Origin of the sequence: Alteromonas sp. CNT1-28 (assembly GCF_022348345.1) — a bacterium.
GTDB classification, from domain to species: Bacteria; Pseudomonadota; Gammaproteobacteria; order Enterobacterales; family Alteromonadaceae; genus Alteromonas; species Alteromonas macleodii.
The window spans coordinates 34,925-58,205 of the sequence record NZ_JAKREZ010000007.1; the positions used below are offsets into that span (position 1 = coordinate 34,925).

General features: G+C 44.8%; 20 protein-coding genes. 11 read left to right on the forward strand and 9 right to left on the reverse strand.

Features of this window, described 5'->3' with window-relative positions:
- Positions 1–103 precede the first annotated feature (103 nt).
- The 5 genes from aceF to ampD form a co-directional block, all read right to left on the reverse strand.
- Positions 104–2,128 (reverse strand): pyruvate dehydrogenase complex dihydrolipoyllysine-residue acetyltransferase, encoded by a 2,025-nt coding sequence (gene aceF / locus MHN02_RS06455; protein WP_239245164.1) that lies wholly within the window; start codon positions 2,126–2,128, stop codon positions 104–106.
- A 21-nt stretch (positions 2,129–2,149) separates the two neighbouring features.
- Complete coding sequence (gene aceE, locus MHN02_RS06460) at positions 2,150–4,825, reverse strand: pyruvate dehydrogenase (acetyl-transferring), homodimeric type (protein WP_239245167.1); 2,676 nt, start codon at positions 4,823–4,825, stop codon at positions 2,150–2,152.
- Positions 4,826–5,036: 211 nt separating this feature from the next.
- A complete protein-coding gene (gene pdhR / locus MHN02_RS06465) occupies positions 5,037–5,783 on the reverse strand; it encodes a pyruvate dehydrogenase complex transcriptional repressor PdhR (protein ID WP_014950397.1) in 747 nt (248 codons plus the stop codon).
- A gap of 365 nt (positions 5,784–6,148) precedes the next feature.
- Entirely contained in the window at positions 6,149–7,051 is a 903-nt protein-coding gene (gene ampE / locus MHN02_RS06470; RefSeq protein WP_239245170.1) for a beta-lactamase regulator AmpE, read from the reverse strand.
- Between the two features lie 42 nt (positions 7,052–7,093).
- On the reverse strand, positions 7,094–7,633 hold the full coding sequence (gene ampD / locus MHN02_RS06475; RefSeq protein WP_069944747.1) for a 1,6-anhydro-N-acetylmuramyl-L-alanine amidase AmpD: 540 nt from the start codon (positions 7,631–7,633) through the stop codon (positions 7,094–7,096).
- 183 nt (positions 7,634–7,816) lie between these two features.
- Here ampD and MHN02_RS06480 point away from each other — a divergent pair, with 183 nt between their 5' ends.
- From MHN02_RS06480 to yacG, 8 genes are all read left to right on the forward strand, one after another.
- On the forward strand, positions 7,817–8,335 hold the full coding sequence (locus MHN02_RS06480) for a TIGR02281 family clan AA aspartic protease (protein WP_014950400.1): 519 nt from the start codon (positions 7,817–7,819) through the stop codon (positions 8,333–8,335).
- A 32-nt stretch (positions 8,336–8,367) separates the two neighbouring features.
- Positions 8,368–9,222: a carboxylating nicotinate-nucleotide diphosphorylase gene (gene nadC / locus MHN02_RS06485; RefSeq protein WP_239245346.1), complete on the forward strand. Its 855-nt coding sequence runs from the start codon at positions 8,368–8,370 to the stop codon at positions 9,220–9,222.
- Positions 9,223–9,624: 402 nt separating this feature from the next.
- Positions 9,625–10,074, forward strand: coding sequence for a prepilin-type N-terminal cleavage/methylation domain-containing protein (locus MHN02_RS06490; protein ID WP_272492272.1), 450 nt, complete (start codon positions 9,625–9,627; stop codon positions 10,072–10,074).
- Between the two features lie 75 nt (positions 10,075–10,149).
- Positions 10,150–11,358 carry a type II secretion system F family protein gene (locus tag MHN02_RS06495; protein WP_239245173.1) on the forward strand — a complete coding sequence of 403 codons (1,209 nt, stop codon included), beginning with the start codon at positions 10,150–10,152 and terminating at the stop codon, positions 11,356–11,358.
- A gap of 54 nt (positions 11,359–11,412) precedes the next feature.
- Positions 11,413–12,309, forward strand: a complete 897-nt coding sequence (locus MHN02_RS06500; RefSeq protein ID WP_171337981.1) for an A24 family peptidase — start codon at positions 11,413–11,415, stop codon at positions 12,307–12,309.
- A gap of 20 nt (positions 12,310–12,329) precedes the next feature.
- Complete coding sequence (gene coaE, locus MHN02_RS06505; protein ID WP_171337980.1) at positions 12,330–12,950, forward strand: dephospho-CoA kinase; 621 nt, start codon at positions 12,330–12,332, stop codon at positions 12,948–12,950.
- A gap of 237 nt (positions 12,951–13,187) precedes the next feature.
- Positions 13,188–13,940 (forward strand): cell division protein ZapD, encoded by a 753-nt coding sequence (zapD, locus tag MHN02_RS06510; protein ID WP_171337979.1) that lies wholly within the window; start codon positions 13,188–13,190, stop codon positions 13,938–13,940.
- An 89-nt stretch (positions 13,941–14,029) separates the two neighbouring features.
- The gene (gene yacG / locus MHN02_RS06515) at positions 14,030–14,257 is read left to right on the forward strand and encodes a DNA gyrase inhibitor YacG (RefSeq protein WP_171337978.1); all 228 of its coding nucleotides are present in this window, start codon (positions 14,030–14,032) and stop codon (positions 14,255–14,257) included.
- Positions 14,258–14,332: 75 nt separating this feature from the next.
- Here yacG and MHN02_RS06520 read toward each other — a convergent pair whose 3' ends face one another.
- From MHN02_RS06520 to MHN02_RS06530, 3 genes are all read right to left on the reverse strand, one after another.
- A complete protein-coding gene (locus tag MHN02_RS06520) occupies positions 14,333–15,115 on the reverse strand; it encodes a peptidylprolyl isomerase (RefSeq protein ID WP_171337977.1) in 783 nt (260 codons plus the stop codon).
- A gap of 346 nt (positions 15,116–15,461) precedes the next feature.
- Positions 15,462–16,301 carry an ABC transporter six-transmembrane domain-containing protein gene (locus MHN02_RS06525; protein ID WP_171337976.1) on the reverse strand — a complete coding sequence of 280 codons (840 nt, stop codon included), beginning with the start codon at positions 16,299–16,301 and terminating at the stop codon, positions 15,462–15,464.
- A gap of 4 nt (positions 16,302–16,305) precedes the next feature.
- The gene (locus MHN02_RS06530; RefSeq protein WP_171337975.1) at positions 16,306–16,878 is read right to left on the reverse strand and encodes a TetR/AcrR family transcriptional regulator; all 573 of its coding nucleotides are present in this window, start codon (positions 16,876–16,878) and stop codon (positions 16,306–16,308) included.
- Between the two features lie 116 nt (positions 16,879–16,994).
- On the opposite strand from MHN02_RS06530, the gene MHN02_RS21790 reads away from it, so the two are divergent.
- Together MHN02_RS21790 and MHN02_RS06540 are read left to right on the forward strand one after the other, a co-directional pair.
- Complete coding sequence (locus tag MHN02_RS21790) at positions 16,995–18,122, forward strand: HlyD family efflux transporter periplasmic adaptor subunit (RefSeq protein WP_171337974.1); 1,128 nt, start codon at positions 16,995–16,997, stop codon at positions 18,120–18,122.
- Entirely contained in the window at positions 18,119–21,217 is a 3,099-nt protein-coding gene (locus MHN02_RS06540) for an efflux RND transporter permease subunit (protein ID WP_171337973.1), read from the forward strand. The genes MHN02_RS21790 and MHN02_RS06540 overlap by 4 nt, the downstream gene beginning before the upstream one ends.
- Before the next feature lie 130 nt (positions 21,218–21,347).
- On the opposite strand, the gene MHN02_RS06545 is transcribed toward MHN02_RS06540, so the two are convergent.
- Positions 21,348–22,199: an SDR family NAD(P)-dependent oxidoreductase gene (locus tag MHN02_RS06545; RefSeq protein ID WP_216600784.1), complete on the reverse strand. Its 852-nt coding sequence runs from the start codon at positions 22,197–22,199 to the stop codon at positions 21,348–21,350.
- 153 nt (positions 22,200–22,352) lie between these two features.
- Here MHN02_RS06545 and MHN02_RS06550 point away from each other — a divergent pair, with 153 nt between their 5' ends.
- The gene (locus MHN02_RS06550) at positions 22,353–23,270 is read left to right on the forward strand and encodes a LysR family transcriptional regulator (RefSeq protein WP_171337972.1); all 918 of its coding nucleotides are present in this window, start codon (positions 22,353–22,355) and stop codon (positions 23,268–23,270) included.
- The last annotated feature ends 11 nt before the right edge of the window (positions 23,271–23,281 follow it).

The following is a 23,281-nucleotide window of genomic DNA, read 5'->3' on the forward strand; positions in this document are numbered from 1 at the left end:
CATGCTATTACTTTTGTGTAATAGCATAACCTAAATGCCACCAAATGGGCTTATAAAATCGTCGAAAATGTTACTGATATTGTAAACTTTTTCGACCTTTTATTTAAAGTATGATTCTGCGCAAGTCAGTTAGGTTTGCAGCAACCTCAGTAGAGAATCTTGCACCTACCGCACCATCGATGACTCGGTGGTCGTATGACAGGCTTAGCGGCACCATTAAGCGCGGCTCAAACTCTTTACCATTCCACTTAGGCTTCATCTCAGACTTAGACACACCTAATATGGCGACTTCTGGTGCATTTACAATAGGCGTAAACGCCGTGCCACCAATACCACCTAGACTAGAGATGGTGAACGTTCCACCCTGCATGTCAGCCGCTTTAAGCTTGCCTTCACGGGCTTTCTTAGATGTTTCAATAAGCTCTTGAGACAGCTGCTCAATACCTTTCTTATTCACGTCACGAATAACAGGTACAACAAGGCCTCCCGGTGTTTCAACCGCAATACCAATGTTGATAAACTTCTTAATGATTAAGCTCTCGCCGTCGTCAGACAGTGATGAGTTGAATACTTCGTATTTCTCAAGCGCTTTCGCTACCGCTTTCATAACGAATACTAGTGGTGTGATCTTAAGACCAGACTTAATTTTCGCGTGGTAAGCGTTTTGCTCTTTACGGAATTCTTCAACTTCAGTGATATCTGCTTCGTCGAACTGCGTAACGTGCGGGATAGTCGCCCAGTTACGGTGTAAGAACGGTCCAGAGATCTTTTGAATTCGAGAAAGCTTTTGTTCTTCAATCTCACCAAACTTGCTGTGATCAACAGGCTTAACCGGCACGATTTGAAGTACGTTGTCGCCCACAGGCGCACTGCCTGAAGCTGCTGCTGTGCGAGGTTTCGCAAGCTCAGCTTTCACATAGGCTTGAACGTCTTCTTTCAAGATACGGTTTTTAGGACCAGAGCCGTTAACTTGAGTCAGGTCTACACCAAACTCACGAGCAATACGGCGAACCGAAGGAGAAGCATGTGCTTTACCTGTATTCTTGGCTTCTGGCGCTGGAGGCACAGGAGAGCGACCTTGCGAGGCTTCCTGCTGTGACGCTTGTTGAGTCTCTTCTTGCTTAGGCGCTTCAGCAGGCTTTTCAGCTGCACTTGAAGACGAACCACCGCTGGTCTCAAGCTTAACAACCAAGGTGCCTTGCTTAACTTTGTCGCCCGCTTTGATAAAGACTTCTTTGATCGTACCTGCATGTGTTGAAGGCACATCCATGGTCGCTTTATCAGTTTCTAGCGTGATAAGACCGTCTTCTTTTTCAACGGTATCGCCAGCTGATACAAGTACATCGATAACGTCAACTTCACCGTCTTCACCAATGTCTGGTACAGCAACTTCGATAGTCTCGCTACTTGCAGACGCCGCTGGCGCTGATTCTTGCTTTGAACTTTCCTGCGCAGCCGGTGCAGATGCTTCAGAAGAAGCATCGCTAGACGCCGATTCACTTGAAGACGAGCCTGAGCCCGCTACTTCAAGCTTGATCACTACCGTACCTTCTTTCACTTTATCGCCAGTACTGATGAATACTTCTTTCACCGTACCTGCGTGTGTTGAAGGAACGTCCATGGTTGCTTTATCGGTTTCAAGGGTAATTAGCCCATCTTCTTTTTCAATGGTGTCGCCCACTGAAACCAATACGTCAATTACGTCTACTTCGTCGTCAGAACCGATATCCGGTACTGCAACTTCAATCACTTCGCTGCTGCCAGACGCAGCTGGCGCTTCTTCTGACTTGCTTTCGCTTTTTGGTGCTTCTTCTTGCTTAGGTGCATCTTCTTTAGAAGATTCATCTGAAGCGTTTTCTTCAGACGCGCCTTCATCGGCACTGTCACCATTGGCAACTTTCATTTCACCAATCACATCGCCTTCTTTGATTTTATCGCCTACTGATACAGACAGGCTAACAATCTCACCTTCAAACGGTGCTGGGATGTCCATTGACGCCTTGTCACTTTCAACAGTAACAACGCCTTCATCAGCCTCAATGTTGTCGCCTACGGCAACACATAGCTCGATAACTTCAACTTCGTCACCGCCTACGTCGGGTACGATAATCTTTTGAATATCTGACATATGTAAAATACCTTATCTGGCTTACGCGTAAAGTGGGTTAAGTTTTTCAGCGTTAATTTCAAAACGCTTAATGGCTTCTGCTACCACTTTCTTCTCAACGTCACCGCGCTGAACCAATTCGTAAAGTGATGCCACCACAATGTATGACGCATTAACTTCAAAGTGAGTACGCAAGTTTTCACGGCTATCGCTTCGACCGAAACCGTCTGTACCTAGGCAGCGGTATTCAGTTTCGATGAACGCACGTACTTGGTCTGAGTAGTTCTTCACATAGTCAGTGGCAGAAATCGCAGGACCTGCGTCTTTCGTAATTACCTGACCAATGTAAGGTACTTTTTGCTCAGCTTCTGGGTTTAGCATGTTCCAGCGTGCTACGTCTTGACCTTCACGCGCTAGCTCGTTGAACGAGGTCACTGAGTAAACGTCAGATGATACGTTGTAGTCGTCACAAAGAATTTGTGCCGCTTTACGCACTTCGTTCAAGATAGTACCTGAGCCCATTAGCTGTACGTTAAGCTTAGACTTGTCATTTTCAACACGCTCAAGCTTGTAGATACCTTTAATGATCTGTTCAGCAACATCATCACCTTCTGGCATTGCAGGATGCTGATAGTTCTCGTTCATCAATGTTAGGTAATAGAAGATATTCTCGTTATTACCGTACATGCGACGTAGACCGTCTTGAACGATAACTGCTACTTCGTAACCATACGTTGGGTCGTAAGTAATACAGTTAGGAATTAGGTTCGCTTGAACATGTGAGTGGCCGTCTTGGTGCTGTAGACCTTCACCGTTAAGTGTGGTTCTACCCGCAGTTGCGCCTAATAGGAAACCACGCGCTTGGCTATCGCCTGCTGCCCACGCCAAGTCACCAACACGTTGGAAACCAAACATTGAGTAGTAAATGTAGAACGGAATAGTGGTAGCGTTACACGTTGAGTAAGACGTACCCGACGCAACCCACGATGCCATTGCACCTAGCTCGTTAATACCTTCTTGTAATACCTGACCTTTCTTATCTTCGCGATAGTAAGCTACTTGGTCGGCATCTTGCGGTACGTATTTCTGGCCTTCATTGGCGTAAATACCTACCTGACGGAACAAGCCTTCCATACCAAATGTACGGGCTTCATCAGGAATAATTGGCACAATACGCTTACCAATTTTCTTATCTTTCAATAGCGCGTTAAGTACACGTACGAACGTCATGGTTGACGATACTTGACGGTCACCTGAACCTTTTAAGATGGCGTCGAATGCACTTAGCTCAGGAATTTCAAGCTGCTCTTCAGCCTGTTCACGGCGAGAAGGCAAGTAACCGCCTAGTGCTTCACGACGCTCACGAAGGTACTTCATTTCTTCGCTGTCTTCGTCGAACTTGAAGTATGGCAGGTCAGCAATTTTCTCGTCTGCTACAGGAATATTGAAACGATCGCGGAACGCTTTGATTGAATCAACGTCCATTTTCTTAACGTTGTGCGCTACGTTTTGTGCTTCGCCTGATGCACCTAGACCAAAACCTTTAACCGTTTTAGCAAGGATTACCGTTGGACGACCTTTCGTATCAATGGCTTTTTGGTAAGCCGCGAATACCTTAACCGGATCGTGACCACCACGGTTCAAGCGCCAGATGTCGTCGTCAGACATGTTCGCTACAAGTGCCGCTGTTTCAGGATACTTGTTGAAGAAGTTTTCACGGGTGTACTTGCCGCCTTTGGCTTTACAGTTCTGATATTCACCGTCTACCGTTTCACCCATAAGCTGAATTAGCTTGCCAGATTTATCACGAGCTAATAGCTCATCCCAGTAGCTACCCCAAATAACTTTCACTACTTCCCAGCCAGCGCCGCGGAACGTACCTTCAAGTTCTTGGATAATTTTGCCGTTACCACGTACCGGGCCGTCTAGACGCTGAAGGTTACAGTTGATAACAAACGTTAGGTTGTCTAGGCCTTCACGAGAAGCAAGACCAATTGCACCCAAGCTCTCTGGCTCATCACACTCACCGTCACCCATGTAGCAGTAAACGCGCTGACCTGAACAGTCTTTGATACCACGGTTAGTTAGGTACTTAAGGAAGCGCGCTGTGTAGATAGCTTGAAGTGGACCAAGACCCATAGATACGGTTGGGAACTGCCAGTAGTCTTTCATCAAGTGAGGGTGTGGGTAAGACGACAGACCATCGCCAGCACACTCTTGACGGAAGTTGTTTAACTGTTCTTCAGTTAAGTTGCCTTCCATATATGAGCGCGCATAAATACCTGGAGAAATATGGCCCTGAGCGAAAATAAAGTCGCCGCCTTGGTTCTCGTTAGGCGCTTTGAAGAAGTGGTTAAAGCCAACATCGTAAAGCATAGCTGATGATGCAAAGCTACCAATGTGGCCACCAAGCTCTAGATCTTTCTTAGATGCACGCAATACAATCATCAATGCGTTCCAACGAATCGCCGCACGGATGCGCGCTTCGATGGTCAAGTCGCCAGGCATTTTTGGCTCTTGCGCTGCTGGGATAGTATTGATGTAGGCAGTAGTTGCGTCATACGGTAGATGCGCTCCGCTGCGACGTGCTTTATCAATAAGTTTTTCGAGTAAATAGTGGGCGCGTTCTACGCCTTCCTCTTCTAAAACCGACTCAAGCGCATCAATCCACTCTTTAGTTTCTTGAGGATCTACATCTTGGTGCATCATATCAGACATGGTGCCATCCTATTTTTTGCTTATATAGAAAATCCTCCCTTAGCATTGCCTCTACTCTTAAAGGCGCTAAAAGAAGGAAAACTAAATTACGTTGTACTCACAGTGACCCAATCTGGCTCACCTGCTTTTGCAGTGGCACAGGAAAAACCTGACCGGCCTCTGCGAATGAATAGCTATCTAGCCCTTATCTTATAAAAGGTCAGACTAGTAACTAAATCTCTAATCGTCGCAATGCGCGCTGTACGCGGGTATCGCGTTGATTAATGGTTAATAGCGTTTTTTCAATAAACGCCAAATGTGTATTACATGCCTGACGCGCAGCTTCAGGGTCGCGAGAAGCAATGGCTTCTACAATTTCACGACGCTGCTTAGCAATATCTTCCACCGCTTCAGGGTGCGCTGCCAGCATGTCAAAGTTTCGTTCAATATTGTCCACCAGCATGCTTTGCATGGTGCTCATTACGTGCAACAACACCATATTGTGTGATGCTCTTGCCATAATGATATAAAACTGTCCTAGCGCCTCAGCTTGGGCACGCTTGCTTTCGTGCGCTTTAGGCGTAGGTACGTCGTTCAATGCTTGCTTTAATGCGTTGTAATCTTCAGGTTGACCACGAAGTGCCGCGTAGTACGCCGCCATCCCTTCAAGCGCATGACGAAATTCAAGCAAATCAAATTGAGTTTCAGGACGCTGGCTAACTAAGTCCATTAGGGGGTCTGTCATGGCAGAATTAAGGTTGCGGTTAACAAACGTACCGCCGCCTTGCTTACGTTCTACCAACCCACGTGCCTGTAAATTACCAATGGCTTCCCTAAGCGAAGGTCGCGATACATCAAATTCAAGCGCAAGCTCTCTCTCTGGCGGTAATTTCTGACCAGCCAATAACGTACCGTCGAGTATCATTGACTCGAGTTGCTCGGTAATCACATCAGAGAGTTTTTTTCGCTGCTGCCGCATGCGCTCTACGTATCCTTCTATTTAAACCATGCTCTATAACAATAGAGACGTTATAAGAGCGGTGAATGTAAAAAATAATCGTGGAATATTTAATCACAAACGCAATTGGTAATACCATTTTACCTATCTAGTTTAAGGCAGATCGATTTCGAGGTAAATACTCACAAGCATAGCAAAGCATTTACCTTTTGCTGGGTGTTAAGCTTTATTGTTGAATTTGTTAAGAAAAATCAGTAACCGCAAACTGGTCTGATGAGGAAGGGAGAATGCATTAATTGGGGCAAAGCGCCTGATCTACATACAATTAATATATAGACCAAACGCCCTTCTAAGCCGAGTAGACTAGTAAATGTTAAAAATAATGACTATGCAAGACTACCTACAAGCGTGAGCGCTGATGTTATTACAAGAAGAAAAATAACATTACGTTTTGCTAACTTTACAAGCACCTTCGGTTCTATTGCTGCATTTTCAGCCTGCAACTGCTGTTCATCAGGCGTTAGAATCTCAGCTTTCGAAGAAATTTGTGTAAGCACATCGTATGCAGGTACATCGAACTGAAGTGCATACTTAATCCACTCAGGCAACGCTCGTGAGAAATGTCCCATCATCAGCATGCCAAAAGCGGTAACGCGAACAGGAATATAATCAAGTGCAAACATCAATCTTCCCGCAGCGGCTTTTAAAGGGTGATTTGCATCACACAATGCCTCGGTTGTGCTTCGACTCAAGCCATAAAACAGCGCGCCAGGTGCACCAAAAGCAATAAACCACAGCATCACAGCGGCATAGTGTTGATAGTTAAGCCAGGTAAGATGTTGGCCAAAAGTTTTGCCTTCTGTACCCGCACTTCCGTCACTGTCTGATTGACTTGCACAATGCCCTAATTGGTCGGTGTACATACTGCACGCCTGAAGGTCACCTCGGTCAGCAGCATTCAAAAAACTCTTGTAGACAGCTCGCAATGCAGGGCAGCCAATACAGATGAACAAAATTATGCTTTGCTCTATAAACGTAAGAAATGCGCCAAGTACCCAGTATTCAATTGCTCCCAGCACTACTGCGGGAAGTAAAAGATAGAAATAAAGTGCTGTGGATGAGACCTTTTTACTACCCTCCTCATCTTCATTTCCTTCTTGAAACTTAATCAACCCTTTATCTTGAAGAAAAGCACGATATTGAGCGGCATACTTTTCAATATGCCAATTAGGTGTTTTTGTTATCAACCGCTCGAGGCTGAGAACTAATAGCAAGCTCATTAACATCATAGGTATTGAGTTTCCTTTTTTCTGCAGTGCGGATTAGTTAAATTATTTAAACCCAGCAACGCGCATTCTATATCTTGCCCAATCGAAAGCTGCACCAGGGTCAGTTTTTCGCCCTGGCGCTATATCATTATGGCCTACGATACGCCCTAAAGTGATCCGAGGATAGTATCTCGTAATAAAATCAGTGAGTTCGCCAAGGGCTTGGTACTGTGCATCGGTGTAAGGCAACGTATCAGTACCTTCAAGTTCAATACCTATAGCATAGTCGTTACAGCGGCTGCGGCCTTGAAATGAAGACAGGCCCGCGTGCCATGCCCGCTGTTCAAAGGGCACAAATTGCTCTATTTCACCCGTTCGATAAATTACACAATGAGCAGAGACCCGTAACCCAGCAATTTCTCTATAAAAAGGATGTTCATCAGGATTGAGGGTTCCGGTAAACAATTGGCGAATGCCCGGCGTACCAAACTGTGAAGGAGGTAGTGAAATATTGTGTATCACTAACAGGCTAACGTCTGCGCTGTCAGGACGGGCATCATAATGCGGACTTGCTGTGTACTTTGCTTCGTTGTAAAGCACCATAGTATTTGCTTCGATAATTGATTTTCTGCGTTATAGCCTACATTGTATATGGATATAAGTGTATAGGGCTATACATTGCATTCTAATAAGCTAATCAGTAAGTTAGTCCTTTGCTTAAGAGATTACGCCGAGTATTTAGCAATGCGAAAAGCGGTGCACCACTATTATAAGAAAGGTAGAAGCATGAATGAACAACAAGACCCGACAGCGTCGACGGGTAAATGGATGGTTGCGCTTGCTTGGATTTGCGGTTTTGGTCTACTGGTTTTTGTTTTCTCAGATCTTTTAGAAAAACAAATTAACCCAAATAGCGAACCAACATCAGAGCGTATTGGTTCACAAACCGAAGTCCGACTTAAGCAAAATCGCCAAGGTCACTATGTGACAACAGGTTATATTAATGGTGAAGAAGTCGTATTTCTTGTTGATACAGGTGCAACTGACGTGGCCGTTCCCGCTCATTTGGCTAACAAGCTTCAACTCAAAGCGGGTCGAGAAGGGTTAGCCAGCACAGCTAACGGCGTGGTAAGAGTCGCCGAATCGACCATTGAAACTTTGCGCATTGGTGAAATTGTGGTGCGCGATGTAAAAGCAAACTTAAACCCCGGTATGCAAGATGACCATATATTGCTGGGAATGAGTGTTCTTCGCCAATTAGAGTTTACTCAGCGCGGAGAATGGTTAATATTGCGTACCCTTTAAATACACAGATAGCATAGATCATAGCGATGAAGATGACATCACCAGACATGCAAGCGATTCGAGAGCAAGTATCGAACGCGCTTATTGAAGATCTTGGCGGCGAATTAAATGCTGCAAACGACATTACGGCGAACCTGATAGATGAAAGCGTTAACGCAAAAGCCACTATTATTACGCGAGAGCCTTGCGTGGTTTGTGGAATCGCATGGGCAAACCAAGCATTTGCACTAATCGACGAGTCGGTGTCGCTAACGTGGCATGTAAAAGATGGTGACAAAGTTGATGCCAACACCGTACTGGTTAGTTTGGAAGGCTCTGCTCGCGCGATATTGACGGCAGAACGTACGGCGCTTAACTTCCTGCAAACCTTGTCGGCAACCGCCACTGTTACTGCCTTTTACGCTAAGTATTTAGATGGCTCCGACACTAAAATTCTCGATACCCGCAAAACGTTGCCAGGTTTGCGGCACGCACAGAAATACGCGGTGCGTTGTGGTGGTGGTCAAAACCATCGTGTGGGTTTGTTCGATGCATTCTTAATTAAGGAAAACCACATATTTTCTTGCGGAAACATCGAAAAAGCCGTAAGCCGAGCGAAAACAATGATGCCGGGCAAGCCTGTTGAAGTAGAGGTAGAGAACTTAACCGAGCTTGAACAAGCCCTTAGTGCAGGTGCCGACATTGTCATGCTGGATAATTTTTCTAACGAACAGATCCAACAGGCAGTGGCGCTCAACAAAGGTCAATGTAAACTGGAAGTATCAGGAAACATTACTGATGAACGACTGGCGTCTCTCGCTAAGCTAGGCGTAGATTACATTTCATCTGGAGCTTTAACCAAGCACGTTCAGGCCATTGATTTGTCGCTGCGCATTAACTTGTCATAACAGAATGAGTACAAAAACAAGTACTCATGCGCTAATCGAGTGTCAATATCTTAGTTAATCGTGAGCACAGAAAACGTGAGTTGTGGTATAACCATAGATACAACAACTCGCGCATATCCTCAGTTATTTCACCTTATGTTTCTTTGTGTATAGATAGACATACATAGCTAAGTCATTAAGATTTATACGAAAGTTTAAGTTAACAGGCCTGCCATGGTCTAGCGAACCATGGCATACTGCAAAAGCTAGACATACGTATATTTGCCTATACTTGTCAGTGACAAATAAAATTCTATACTGAGTATCAAGTACCAGGGGCGTTAACAAGGGCGACTCGGGTATAAACGTCAATTTGAATTAGATTTTAAACTTTACGTGTTATACACGTCCCGGAGAAAAACCATGATGAACATGAATACTAAAAACCAAAAAGGTTTCACCCTAATCGAACTAATGATTGTTGTTGCAATCATCGGTATCCTTGCAGCAATCGCACTTCCTGCTTACCAAAACTACACGCAAAAGGCGCGCTTCACTGAAGTTACCAATGCGACAGCAGCAGCTAAAACAGCTGTTGAAATTTGTGCTCAAACAGTCGATGATTCTCTAGCGACCTGTGATGGTGGTACCAACGGAATCCCAGCAGATATCACTGCATCAACTACCGGCTACACAACTGCTATGGTAAGAGTATCGACATCTAACGGAGCTATCGTTGCCACTGCGTCAGGCGATTCTGGCGTGACTCAGGCAGACGGTTCAACTCCTGCAACTTACACATTAACACCAGCTGTAGCTGCAAACGGAAACGTAAATTGGACTGCTACTTGCAACCCTACAACTCTTTGCTAAGTACAGTTGCTTACATTTGACAAAGAAAAACCCAGTTTAATGCTGGGTTTTTTGTAATTTTTTAGGTTTAAGTTTATGGCAAAGGCTGCGACTGTATTCACTTGGCAAGGCAAAGATCGTAGGGGACAAGCTCGAAAAGGCGAAATTTCTGCTACATCACTTTCTGAAGCAAAAAACCTTCTTCGGCGCCAGGGTATTTCCGCCAATAAAGTCAAAAAATTAGCTAAGCCACTTTTTGGCGGTGCAAAAAAAATCACTCCCGCTGATATCTCTGTTATCTCTCGTCAAATCGCGACTATGCTAGCAGCTGGCGTTACCCTTATCCAATCTTTAGAGATGATAGCTCAGGGGCATGCGAACCCGTCAATGCGAAAACTGCTGGGTGAAATAACCGAAGAAGTAAAATCGGGTAATCCGCTTTCTTCAGCATTAAGAAAACATCCTCTTTACTTTGATGACCTGTATTGCGATTTGGTTTATACCGGCGAGCAATCAGGTGCGCTTGAAACCATTTACGACCGTATTGCGACCTACAAAGAGAAAGCCGAAGCACTAAAATCAAAAATCAAAAAAGCGATGTTTTACCCTATCGCGGTTTTGGTTGTTGCTTTTATTGTTACGACCATCCTTCTTATATTTGTTGTGCCACAGTTTGAGGAAATTTTCAGTAGCTTTGGCGCAGAACTCCCCGCTTTCACCCAGTTCGTGTTAGCTATTTCCCGGTTTGTGCAAGACTACGGTATTTTTATCGCCATCGGTATTGGCGGTGCAGGCTTTATGTTTATGCGTACTTACAAGCGAAGCCAAAAGCTGCGTGATTCGGTAGACCGCAAAATCCTAAAGATTCCTGTTATTGGTGAAATTCTTAAGAAAGCCAGTATCGCCCGATTTACCCGAACGTTAGCAACTACTTTTGCAGCAGGTGTTCCGCTAATAGGTGCACTTGAATCTGCGGCCGGAGCCTCGGGTAATGCGGTATATCGCGATGCCATATTATATATGCGCAAAGAGGTGGCAGGCGGTATGCCTATGCATGTTGCTATGCGCGCAACACAAGTCTTTCCTGACATGGTTACGCAAATGATTGCCATTGGTGAAGAGTCTGGAGCCGTCGATGAAATGCTAAGTAAAATTGCTACTATTTACGAAGCTGAAGTTGACGATATGGTAGATGGCCTCACCAGCCTACTTGAACCTATGATCATGGCCGTACTTGGTGTGGTGATTGGTGGCCTTATTGTGGCTATGTATCTTCCTATATTCCAAATGGGTAACGTGGTATAACGTGCCCATTACTTAAAAAGAAACGCTATATAAAAATTAAAAGAACCACACCTAATGGACGCTATAATTTCGCTTAGCCAGCTATACCCCGCTGTTTTTTACTCTCTCATTTTTCTTGTCAGCTTAATGATAGGCAGTTTTTTAAACGTTGTAATTTACCGTTTACCTATCATGATGGAGCGCAGTTGGCAGCAAGAGTATCAAAACTATTTTAGTGAAAGCGATGTTGCTGGAAAAGCGGATGACGATTCAGCTGTGACACAAGAAGTGTTCAACCTTGTAAAGCCTGATAGCACCTGTCCAAGCTGCGGTCACAAAATTCGAGCATGGGAAAACATCCCAGTTATTAGCTACTTATTTCTTAAAGGCAAGTGTGCCAAGTGTAAAGTAGGCATTTCTATTCGCTACCCTCTTGTAGAGCTTTTCACTGCAATTGCGTGTACATTCGCTGCCTATCAATTTGGTGTCACATCGCAAGCACTGTGGGCTGTAGCATTTACCTATGTATTAGTTGCCTTACTGTTCATTGACTTAGACAAAATGTTATTGCCCGACCAGCTAACGCTACCACTTCTTTGGTTAGGTTTGTTGTTAAGTACTCAGCACGTGTTCGTAGGTACGACAGACGCCATTATTGGAGCAGCTGCGGGATACCTAAGTTTATGGTCGGTTTACTGGCTATTTAAATTAGCAACAGGAAAAGAAGGCATGGGCTACGGCGATTTTAAACTACTCGCTGCGCTTGGTGCATATACTGGTTGGCAAGGCCTGCCCGTCATTATTTTGCTATCCTCTTTCGTTGGCGCTGTGGCTGGTGTGTTAATTATGGTATTTCAAAACAAAGGCAAATCGCTGGCAATTCCATTTGGCCCCTATCTTGCCGTAGCAGGATGGCTAACCCTTCTGTTTAAAGACGAAATCATCACCACCTATCTCGAGTATGTGCTGTAATGAGTAAGGTAGCTTCAAATATGAAAAAACAACGCCAAGTTTTTGTAGTGGGTTTAACGGGTGGTATTGGCAGTGGAAAATCTGCTGCAACTGCAATGTTTGAACGCCTCGGAATTGATGTTGTTGATGCAGATGAAGTAGCTAGAGATGTGGTAGCAGTTGGCTCTGAAGGACTAAACCAAATACAAGCGCACTTTGGAAACGGCATCTTGCTTCAAGACGGTAGCTTAAATCGCGCAGCGTTACGTGAAAAAGTCTTCGCTGATAATGAAGAAAAAAAATGGCTTAACGAATTACTTCACCCACTTATTCGGATGCGTATGCAACAGCTTATTGCTGAATCTACTAGTGCGTACACAATCTTGTCTGTGCCCCTTTTGGTGGAAAACAAGCTTGCTGAAATGTGTAACCACGTAGTGGTAGTAGATTGCCCTGAAAGTGTACAGCTAGAACGTGCACTTAAACGCGATGGCAGCGCAGAAGCTACAATAAGAAGTATCATGGCTTCGCAGGCCTCACGTAAAGAAAGAATACATGCTGCTGACGATGTTCTAGATAACAGTACTACGTTACAAGCGTTAGAGTCGCAAGTGTCTGCTCTTCATGAACGATTGTTGGCGCTTTCTACAGCATCATCTTAACTCACCTACAAGGTGCAACCTCGCCTACTGCGTAAAAAGCATAAAGCCTCTCAAAACACTGTTCTTCAACGTTTCATTCGTTTTTTGAAACTTTTTTGACCAATTAACGTCAAAGTATTAATTTGTCGAACAAGTATACTTGGCTTAAACGCTTTGATGCTTTAGGCTTATTGCCATTCGCTGGTCTATAATATTTCAACCGCAAGCTTTCTAAGTCTATGTGTTTTAAGGGGTTCCATGGGTAACGCTGTATTCGAATTTCCACTTAAGGAAAAAGTACGTAATTATTTACGTGTAGAGCAGCTGCTTGGGCAACTTAAAATTACCGCTAAATCAGAGCATACACACCTTCAGCTTGTATTTTTTGAGCAGCTATTCGAATTACTCGACCTCATTGAACGATTAGATCTTCGCTCTGACTTAACTAAAGATCTCGAAGCTCACGAAAAGAATTTAGTGTATTGGTCTAAACACCCCAAAATCGATAGCACTGCGTTAGACCAAGCACTTAAAACGGTACTTAGGTTGAAAGAAAAGCTTAAAACCGATCGTCGATTTGGTAGTGCACTAAAAGACGACAAATTGCTAAGCGCTATTCGCCAGCGTTTTGCTATTCCCGGTGGCGCATGTAGTTTTGATTTACCCAATTTACATTTTTGGCTACAGCAACCATTAGAACAGCGCCAAGAAGAAATTACTCAATGGCTTGAAACGTTGGGTTTACTTGACGATGCTATCGCGGTCAGTCTTTCGTTTATTCGTGAACGTGGACAGTTTGTTAATGTTGTAGCTGACAACGGTTTTTATCAGGGCGCAGCCGAAGATAAAAACGAGCTAATTCGCGTTAAATGTAGTGTAGATGAAGGTTATTACCCTACGCTCAGTGGCAACAAGTATCGCTACGCGCTTCGCTTTATGCAGTTCACACCGAAAGAAGGGCATACCGGTGCAATTGAAAGTAGTATTCAGTTTCACCTAGCCGCCTGTTAAACTATACGCATAAATCTTATTTTCCTGTCTAGAATGAACATTTCGCAATAGCGAGATGTTATGTACGACGTATTTCACTGGAGTAAATAATGGAAGTGAAATGTCCTATTTGTGCCAAGCAAGTTGTTTGGTCACCCGCTAGCGAATTTCGCCCTTTTTGCAGCAAGAAATGTCAGCTTATCGATTTAGGTGAGTGGGCAGCAGAAGATAGAAAAATTGCCGGTAAGCCAGCAGAAGACGCTACGCCAAAACATATAGATGTAGAAGAAATTGAGGCCATGTTGGCGCAGCAGTCAGATGACTTTTTTAAGCACTAAACATTAAACCACTGAGTTTAAACAAAGGTTAAGCTCAGTGGGTGTTTTTGATAAAACAATAGGTTTTGATGAGCCTTAACGCTTTCTAAGTAATCCGGCCGCACCCAAAAGCAACAACCAGAATGCAGCTCCACCACCGCCATTTTCACTGCTGCCGTCATCGCCACCATTGTCGTTCCCGGGCTGCTGATCAATCAGGGTGTTAGGTGTTTTATTCAGCTCACTGTCTGTTACTTCATTACTATCAAGAATATTGATAGCGTAGACGGTAACAAAGTTCTCGTACCCCGGCATAGCGCCACTTGTGCACTGCTCGCTGGTAAAGTTAACCATGGGCGTTCTGCCAAAGTCGTTTAGGCAGCGCGGCAACGCTTGCATGTCTTCCAAAATAGCCATGTCTTCTGTAAACACTTGCCCAAAAACAGTGAAGCCACCGTTTTGAACGTCGAGATTGGCGCTGTTGTCGTTGATATTGAAAAACCATTGATTGGTAGCACTATCGGGGTTACCACCAACCTTAGCCATGGCGATTGTCCCTCTGACATTTGACAGTTCCGGTTCATTTCCCACCGCTGGCTCTGATTCAACAGCAGCATGGCTAAAACCATTTTCGTATTTAAAGCCACCACCTTGCACAACAAAGTCGGTTTCTAGACGGTGAATAATAGTGTCTGTATACGCACCCTCATTAACGTAGCTAAGAAAGTTTTCGACTGTTTTGGGTGTAGTGGTGTCATGCAAGTTAACGCGTATATTGCCTTGCGAGGTAACAAACTCAACGATGGTAGCCTGCGCACAAAAAGAAAAAAGTGCAGTACATGATGCAATTTTTATTAGCTTTTTTATTGGGAATTTCATAGTGTCACTTTGTTAATTGATAATCACAAAGCGCAACATAATAGAGTGGTAAATATGGTAATACTAGTTAGTTTGTTCAAATAACATGTATCGTTTCGCAAAACCCATCATCTTGGGCAATTGCCCAGTATCGCATTTTGCTACAGTCGTTAAATACAGGGTTAGCACTTTATGCAACACGTCTTAATTCACTGGCTTAAATTAATAAGTATCCTTTCTTGCGCCTAGCTCGTAGCTAACCTCCTCGGTAAAAACTTCAGCGGTGAAAGCCGAAATAATGTGTGCCTGAGCAGCATCGCGCCATCAAACAGTAGAGCTTTAGTCGTGTTGCAAGCCAATGTTATGGCTAGTTCATGCGATTTGAAATCTCTTTGAGTCGTATGAGCTGCTGAATAAAAAACGGTAAGGTAACAACTTTCTCACTGTAATCATAAACGTATATCAAGATAGCCAGAATAGTACCAACCTCTGGTACGCTGTCAGTACCGTTAATCGCCAGTAACGGTGTCGCTACTAATAGCGATATAGTGCCAAACCAAATGACACCAAAATTCAATGTCTCCACATCAGACAGCTTTACGTTCCAGCGCATCAGCTTGAGAAAATGACTGCGAACGGCCGTATTCGTTCTTTGTGTCAAAATGTCTACACGTTGCTCAAGTATTTGATTGTACTGAGTATGATACTGGTATTGTTTCTCCCCAGTTATTAGGTACATGGCTATCATCAATAACAATAGACCAAGGCAGGCAAAGAATATCTCAATATTCAGGGTCGCAATAATTGCAAGAGTGCCCACCACACCAATTAAGCTAAGAAAGATACCTGGAATTGAGTGTTCAAAAAACTCGACAAGTTCGGTAAGCAAACTACTTCGTGCGCTGATTTTAGAGACTGATAGCCCCTTTTTACGACCATTGGACACCATTTTTGACGCCGTATCGCTGTATATTCCGCTGTAAACACGGGTGTCATAGAATCGTCTGGCAGAGCCCATAAGCAAGCTGGTTAAACCTAAACCACCTAGCATAGCCAGTCCGTGATATTCGCCTTTAACCAGATCATTGACGGCCCAACCGATTACCAAAGGAAACAGCAAATCTAACAAGGATTCAAACACCACTAAAAGCATTGTGAGTGAGATACGAAACGGGTAGCGCCTATAGATTGCGGTTAATGAGAACAAAGCATTAGTCCTTGCTAGCCACGCCAGCACAAAAACTCTCGAACGCCATTTTGGCAGCATCAGCGTGAGATACATCGTGCTTAGCGACCATTTGCCAAGCAGCAATAAACAGGCCGTCTAACAATGCCATTAGCCAGTCGATAGAAAGATCTTTTCGAATACTTTTTTCTTTTTGACATTGAATGAGCAGATCACGAAGCTCTTCGTCTTGCTTATGATAGAGCTCGTCAAGGCTGGCAATGTCTTCGATGATTGCATCGAGCTTCATGATAAATGTGAGCTCTTTGTGCATAGGCATTACCTTCACGAACATTAAGCGAATGGCATCAAGATAAGATGAAGCCATCTTATCTATTGAAGCGGTGGCCTCGTCGAAAGATTCGACACACTGCTTGGCAACCGCCTCAATCAACTGCTCGCGCGTTTCAAAGTGGCGATACAGCGTTGCTCGACCAACACCTGCTACCTGCGCTACGTCAGAAAGGCTAGCGTTTTTGTTTTCGGCAAGAAGCACCATACCCGCTTGAATCAATGCAATTCTTGAGCGTTCTGAGCGCGCATCTGTGGTTGAAGCCATGAAATCACCTCCGCAATAAAAAATAATTTATGAGACACACTTGTTTCATAAAAACAATACACTTATGATACACATATGTCTCAAAAAGTGTAAAGCAATTTATTTTGGAGAAGGCTGTGATTACAAAGCGTAGATTAGTTCAAGTTTGCGTAGCGGCGTTGTTTATAACGACAGTACTCTGGGTGGTGACAGAAGAACGTGTTGAATCGAGTGAGTCAGCTGGCCAGCAACCCGTATTGAAAGTCAGCACACTTGAATTAACACCGACAGTTTATGGTGTAAAAGAATCCGTTGTTGGCATTACTCAAGCCCGATGGAAAGTTGACTTAATTTCTGCAGTAGAGGGGCGTGTCTTAAATTTAAACAACGATTCGGAACCAGGTAATCAGGTTACACCTGAAACCCTGCTGGTCGCGATTGACGACACAAGCTACAAAGCTCAGTTAGCCAATTCCGATGCTCAGGTAAAGCAAGCACAGTTAGAGTTGGCTCGTTATCAACATGAGCAAACGGTCACTGAGCAAGTCTCTGCTGGTAATAAGCTTACTGCTTTTGGCCGTTTTGAACCTCACATTGAAGCTGCCAAAGCCAACCTGAAAGCAGCAACAAATGCTCGAAACCAAGCCCAACAACGCTTGCTTGAAACCAACATATACCCGTCATTTAACGCAGTTGTATTTGAACGCTGGGTTGTGCCTGGGCAGTGGGTAAATTCCGGAGACAGACTTTTTACACTTATCGCCAGTGACAGTATTGATATCTATGTGGAGCTATCCCCTAGCCAGAAACAGAAATTAGGCGCCCTAGACAAAAAAACTAACATTATTGTTGCCGACCAAAAAGGCCAAGAATGGGATGCCAGTTTGCGCTATGAAATTCCTGCTCATTCAGCGCAAACGAAGCAATCACAGCTGGTGTTATATATTGAAAACCCATACATGAAAGACAAGTCGCTGCTTCCCAATAGTATGGTTTCCGTTACTCTTATCGGCCAGCAAATAGACCATGTTGTGTGTGCACCTTCAACCGTTATGACTCCAGATGGCTACGTATGGATAGTGGAGAACGAGCGTCTGAACAAAGCCCAAATTCAGATCCACGAAGAGTTTGATGGCCGGGTTTGTTTTCAATTTATGCAACAGCCGGAAGTAACTCGAGAGCTAGTGCGTTTTCCGATTAGTACAATGCTGGTGGGTCAGCAAGTCGAGCCAGTGGTTGTCGATAGTCAGGGAATTACGTTATGAAGTGGTTAACCAGCTGGTTTCTCGACAATCCAGTCGCAGCCAACCTTCTAATGGCTTTCATCCTCGTTGCTGGATATTTGACGACGAGTAATATCCGTGTTGAAAGCTTTCCTCAAATTGAGCCTTCGCAGCTTAGCATAACGGTGGTTTACCCAGGGGGAACACCAGAACAAATCGATAGCAGTATAACCCAGCGAATTGAAAACGCCATTAGTGGCGTGGCGGGGATCAAAAGTGTAATGAGCGCGTCCTACGCCGGTTATGCGGAAATTACCGTACGTAAATCGGCAGGAACCGATCTAGACAAACTAGTCGACAATGTGCGGAATCAAGTAGAATCTATTGTAGGATTTCCAGAAAAAGCTGAGCGTCCAAGGATAGTTCCCGACGAATTTGGCAACTTGGCTTCATTTATTATTGTGCATGGTGATGTGGATGAAAGCACTTTGCAACAAGCCACGAATCAAGTGCAGAAGGCGCTGAAAAATCACCCTCAGATCTCAAAAATTACAAATCTGGGCAAGAAGAAAAGCCAACTGTCGATTCGTCCAGACCCACAAAAGCTGCAACACTATGGAGTGTCACCGCATTCATTAGCAGAACAAATCACACAGTGGTCACTTGAATATCGAAGTGGTGAACTAAACACAGAAAGTGGCAGGATCACTTTAAGGGGTGATGGTTTCGCTGATGATCTGACGCGCTTGGCTAACCTACCCATCATCACTTCTGCACAAGGAACGCTAACGCTCCATGATATTGCAGAGGTCACACGTACTCACGAAAAAGATGACAGTATTGTTCGCTTTGCTGGTAAACAAGCCGTAGCGCTAATGATATCGACCAGCAAAAAAGACAACTTACTTAACGTCAGTGATGCGACAAAAGACGTGCTTAGAGATATTCAGCCGCTTTTACCCGACAGCATTGAAACCACTGTGATGGCAGATATGGCACCTTACATCACTGAACAACTAGACCTACTCAGCAATAACGCCATTCAAGGTTTGCTCATCGTATTGGTCATACTAGGTATTTTCTTGGATTTACGTTTGGCTTTCTGGGTTGCGTTAGGCATCCCCGTGTCTCTTGCAGGTGCAGTTTGGTTAATGGACTTACCACAGTTTAATTCCAGCATTAACGACATCACTTTGTTCGGCATGATCTTAGTCCTTGGCATTCTCGTCGATGATGCAGTAGTCGTTGGTGAGAGTATTCACAATGCCCGAAAGACTTACCGCGATCCCAAACAAGCGGCATGGCAGGGCGTTAATGCCGTATCAACGGCAACTACATTCGGTGTGTTAACTACTATTGCCGCTTTTTCGCCGATGCTATGGATAGAAAATGAGCTGGCGAAAACACTCGCTGGATTTTCTGCGGTAGTTATATTTGCGCTAATTTTCTCACTCATTGAAAGCAAGCTGATACTGCCCTCACACCTGAGTTTTGCTTCTCAAGAAAAATCAGCCTCGAATTTGATCAGCCGGTTGTTTGCTGGATTACGCGAATACTGTCAGCAGGGATTGCAGTTGTTTTCACAAAACGTATTTGAACCCACGTTAAAGCTTTCCCTAAGGCATCAATTTACTACTCTGTTACTGTTTAGCTCAATTATGTTGATTGCTTGGGGAGGCCTAGCTAAAGGAACAATTCCAGCGGTCTTTTTTCCTGAGATACCGGGACGGTATGGTACCGCTACTGTCACCATGGACCAAGATGCTTCACCGACGCTAACCAACCGCAATGCAATGCAAATGGAATTAGCGATTACTGCGACCAATGAGAGATTGCAAAACGAGTTTGCATTTGATCAGCCTGTGGTGACCAAAAGTTTGGTTGCCGTGGATGGTGGTAAGAAAATCGAAGCAACTATCGAATTGTCTAAAGCTGCTTTGCAAGGTATCCCAAGTCAATCAATACTCGACGTTTGGAAGCAAGAGACGGGCTACTTAGAAGGTCACTACTCACTTAATTTCACCTTGGCCGATGAACCTGCGGGTGGAACAGCACTAGCCATATCGGCTAATTCAAGAGATATCGCTAAGCAAGTTGCTGACCACCTAATTGAACATCTTAAACCTTTGCCAGGTGTTGAAAATCCTTTCGATGACAGTCAAGCCGGTCATCGACAACTTTCCGTTACCTTAAATGAAAGAGGTCAGCAGCTTGGACTGACTCAAAGGGATCTTGCTGTTCTAGTAGGAGGTGCTTTCGGCGAAATAGAATTACATCGCCTATTGGACGACACAGAAGAAATTTCAGTTGTGGTTGTGTTACCAGAACAGCAACGCAAATCCATTTCGCAGCTTAAGAGCACAGGAGTTGTTTTACCGAACGGTGGATTTGCCAGTTTGGGTGAAGTGAGTGACATACAATACAGTCGCACTCCAGAGGTGCTTTATCGTCGCAATCGCGATGAAGTTATTACCATTCAATGGCGACACAATCGAGATATCAGTTCTCCTGAATCAGTTTGGCAAGCCTTGCAAACTAATGTGGTGCCGGCTCTATTGCTGCAATATCCGGGCGTTAAAGTGACTCCTGTCGGCGAATTCTCAGAGATCACCGAAGTACAGTCTGGTTTCAAAGAAGCGCTATTGATGACTCTATTTCTTATTTATGTATTGTTAGCTATTCCGCTTAAATCGTATTTTCAGCCGTTGATAATTATGTCGGTTATTCCCTTTGGTTTTGCTGGTGCGGTTTTAGGGCATGCGGTAATGGATGTTAGCGTTAGTATTTTGTCTTTATTTGGCATGATGGCGATGACAGGCGTAGTAGTAAATGACTCTCTGGTACTGATGACGCGCTTTAACCAATTACATCGTAAAGGAATGCCACTGTTTGATGCACTTTTTGAGGCTGGCAAAAGCAGAATGAAAGCCATTTTCCTTACCACCGTAACTACCGTGTGTGGTTTACTACCCCTGCTGATGGAAACTTCAGAAACGGCTCAATACCTCAAACCCGCCGCTATATCCTTGGTATTTGGCGAGTTGTTGGCTACACCAATAACGCTTATTCTGATACCCGTATTGCTTGGTTTAGGTAAGAAACTTAAGCTAACTACATCCACCAAACTAACCAATTGAACCCTTAGCGTATTCATGCAGAATAAATGACTTTGTTATCGGTAACCCCAGCATACCTACAAAGCTTGAGTTTAGGGGCTAGAAACGCCAGCGTGTAACACACACGCTGGCCATGACTGGCATAGCGTTGTTACGCTTTTGCCGTGGATAATGCGTTGGCCTCCCAGGCAACGAGCTCTTTTTCTACCTCTGCCATCTTGCTTCGCATGCCGCCCATTGCATCACCAACTAATGCAGCGTGAACTGGCGGGTTATCGGTTTCAATTAGTGCCAAAATGGCATCGGCCCCTTTTGCTGGGTCGTTTGGCTGTTTGCCCTGCAGGTTGCCTATAAAATTGCGAAACTGACCTGCAGGTGTTGACGCATAGTCGTCTATTATCGCGTCGGTGTAGTTTAGTGAACCGCCTGCAAATTCAGTGTGGAATACACCTATTGTTAACACCGTTGTGTAAATATTAAAAGGCTGCAGCTCTTTCGCTAGCGTTTCCCCTAAAATGTCGGTGGCAGCCTTCGCAGCGGTGTACACACCTAAACCGGGAACGCCAATGAATCCGCCTATGGCTGAGAACTGAAGAATGCGACCCGAGCGCTGTTTTCGCATGAGTGGCAACACTGCACGAATAAGGCTTAATCCACCGAAAAAGTTAACGTCGAATACCTTTCTTGCCTCGTCGTCAGAGGTTTCCTCTATGGCACCAACTGTGCCTACCCCAGCATTATTTGCCAATACATCAATACGGCCAAATTTTGCTATCACTTTATCTACTCCCGTTTGAATTGCGGCATTGCTGGTAATGTCCATCACAATGCCCAACGCCTTCCCGGGGTACGTTTTTTCAAAGTCAGCGGCCTGCTCAGGCTTTCTGAATGTACCTGCAACACGTGCTCCCGCATTCAATAAACGCTCGGCCAACACCTTACCTAAACCTGAAGATACGCCCGTAACCAGTACTACTTTGTCTTGAATTGAGTATGTCATCATTATTTCCTCATGTCGTTTTAGAAGCGTCGTGCTTTGCTGCTTCGCTAAGTTCATATTCAGTGTATGTGTTGCAAATCTCTTTGTGCAGATGTAAAAATAGCCAATTAGTGTTGCATAATTAGCAACGCACGTAGTGGTGTTAGGAGCGCAAACATGAGCAGTCACAACCCGTTCGGTGATATTGCATTGTTTCTTCGGGTAGTAGAGCTAGGGTCCATTCGCGCCGCTGCTCGCGAGGCAGGGCTTGAGCCATCTAGCGTATCGCGTAAAGTAGCGGCACTGGAGCGCCGACTTAAAAGCCAGCTTTTAGATCGAACACAGGCTAAAAGCCATCCTACCGACGCAGGCGAGCGTTATTACCAGCAAATGCGGCTGCTACTTCCGCAAATCGAAGCCGTCGAGCTGGGGGTGTCGGGTGAAGCCGCAGTACCTAAGGGCTTACTGCGTATAAATGCACCTATCGACTTTGGGCAGCGGTATGTCACCCAGTGGCTATTAGAATTTCGCAAACGTTATCCCAAGGTTGATGTTCAGCTTACGCTGTCGAGCCAGTTTGTTGACCTCATCACAGAAGGCATTGATGTAGCAATTCGTGTGGGGCAATTAAAAGACTCTGCTTTAAAAGCGAGGAAGTTGGCAGATGTACCTCGCGTACTGGTAGCTTCCCCCGACTATCTTGCTTCTCGCGGCACACCCATGAGCCCCTCTGAGCTGACGCAACACGAGCATATCTTCTTTTCGCCAGCCAATCGCCAGCAGCCTTTACATTTAACAGGGCCAAATGGCAGCACTCATCAAATTGAACGTTACGGCGGCGTTACTATCAACGCTGTACATTCTGTGGTGCGCGCAGTTGAAGATGGTTTTGGAATTCATGCAGGGCCGCGCTGGGCCTTTTACGATGCGCTGCAACGTGGGACCGTGGTGGAGTTGCTCCCAAACTACCAGCAACTTGTCATGCCAATGCATGCGCTGTGGAGCCCGGCAGTTATGCAGCCTGCACGGGTGCGAGCATTTATCGATTTTATAAAAGACGCAGCACTTGATGTTAAAGGGCTGTCATTTCAGTGAGTCGCCACTTT

Coding starts and splice junctions, on each gene's coding strand:
- aceF (WP_239245164.1), bottom strand. CDS start 2,128: ATGTCAGATATTCAAAAGATTATCGTACCCGACGTAGGCGGTGACGAA.
- aceE (WP_239245167.1), bottom strand. CDS start 4,825: ATGTCTGATATGATGCACCAAGATGTAGATCCTCAAGAAACTAAAGAG.
- pdhR (WP_014950397.1), bottom strand. CDS start 5,783: ATGCGGCAGCAGCGAAAAAAACTCTCTGATGTGATTACCGAGCAACTC.
- ampE (WP_239245170.1), bottom strand. CDS start 7,051: ATGATGTTAATGAGCTTGCTATTAGTTCTCAGCCTCGAGCGGTTGATA.
- ampD (WP_069944747.1), bottom strand. CDS start 7,633: ATGGTGCTTTACAACGAAGCAAAGTACACAGCAAGTCCGCATTATGAT.
- MHN02_RS06480 (WP_014950400.1), top strand. CDS start 7,817: ATGAATGAACAACAAGACCCGACAGCGTCGACGGGTAAATGGATGGTT.
- nadC (WP_239245346.1), top strand. CDS start 8,368: ATGACATCACCAGACATGCAAGCGATTCGAGAGCAAGTATCGAACGCG.
- MHN02_RS06490 (WP_272492272.1), top strand. CDS start 9,625: ATGATGAACATGAATACTAAAAACCAAAAAGGTTTCACCCTAATCGAA.
- MHN02_RS06495 (WP_239245173.1), top strand. CDS start 10,150: ATGGCAAAGGCTGCGACTGTATTCACTTGGCAAGGCAAAGATCGTAGG.
- MHN02_RS06500 (WP_171337981.1), top strand. CDS start 11,413: ATGGACGCTATAATTTCGCTTAGCCAGCTATACCCCGCTGTTTTTTAC.
- coaE (WP_171337980.1), top strand. CDS start 12,330: ATGAAAAAACAACGCCAAGTTTTTGTAGTGGGTTTAACGGGTGGTATT.
- zapD (WP_171337979.1), top strand. CDS start 13,188: ATGGGTAACGCTGTATTCGAATTTCCACTTAAGGAAAAAGTACGTAAT.
- yacG (WP_171337978.1), top strand. CDS start 14,030: ATGGAAGTGAAATGTCCTATTTGTGCCAAGCAAGTTGTTTGGTCACCC.
- MHN02_RS06520 (WP_171337977.1), bottom strand. CDS start 15,115: ATGAAATTCCCAATAAAAAAGCTAATAAAAATTGCATCATGTACTGCA.
- MHN02_RS06530 (WP_171337975.1), bottom strand. CDS start 16,878: ATGGCTTCAACCACAGATGCGCGCTCAGAACGCTCAAGAATTGCATTG.
- MHN02_RS06540 (WP_171337973.1), top strand. CDS start 18,119: ATGAAGTGGTTAACCAGCTGGTTTCTCGACAATCCAGTCGCAGCCAAC.
- MHN02_RS06545 (WP_216600784.1), bottom strand. CDS start 22,199: ATGATGACATACTCAATTCAAGACAAAGTAGTACTGGTTACGGGCGTA.
- MHN02_RS06550 (WP_171337972.1), top strand. CDS start 22,353: ATGAGCAGTCACAACCCGTTCGGTGATATTGCATTGTTTCTTCGGGTA.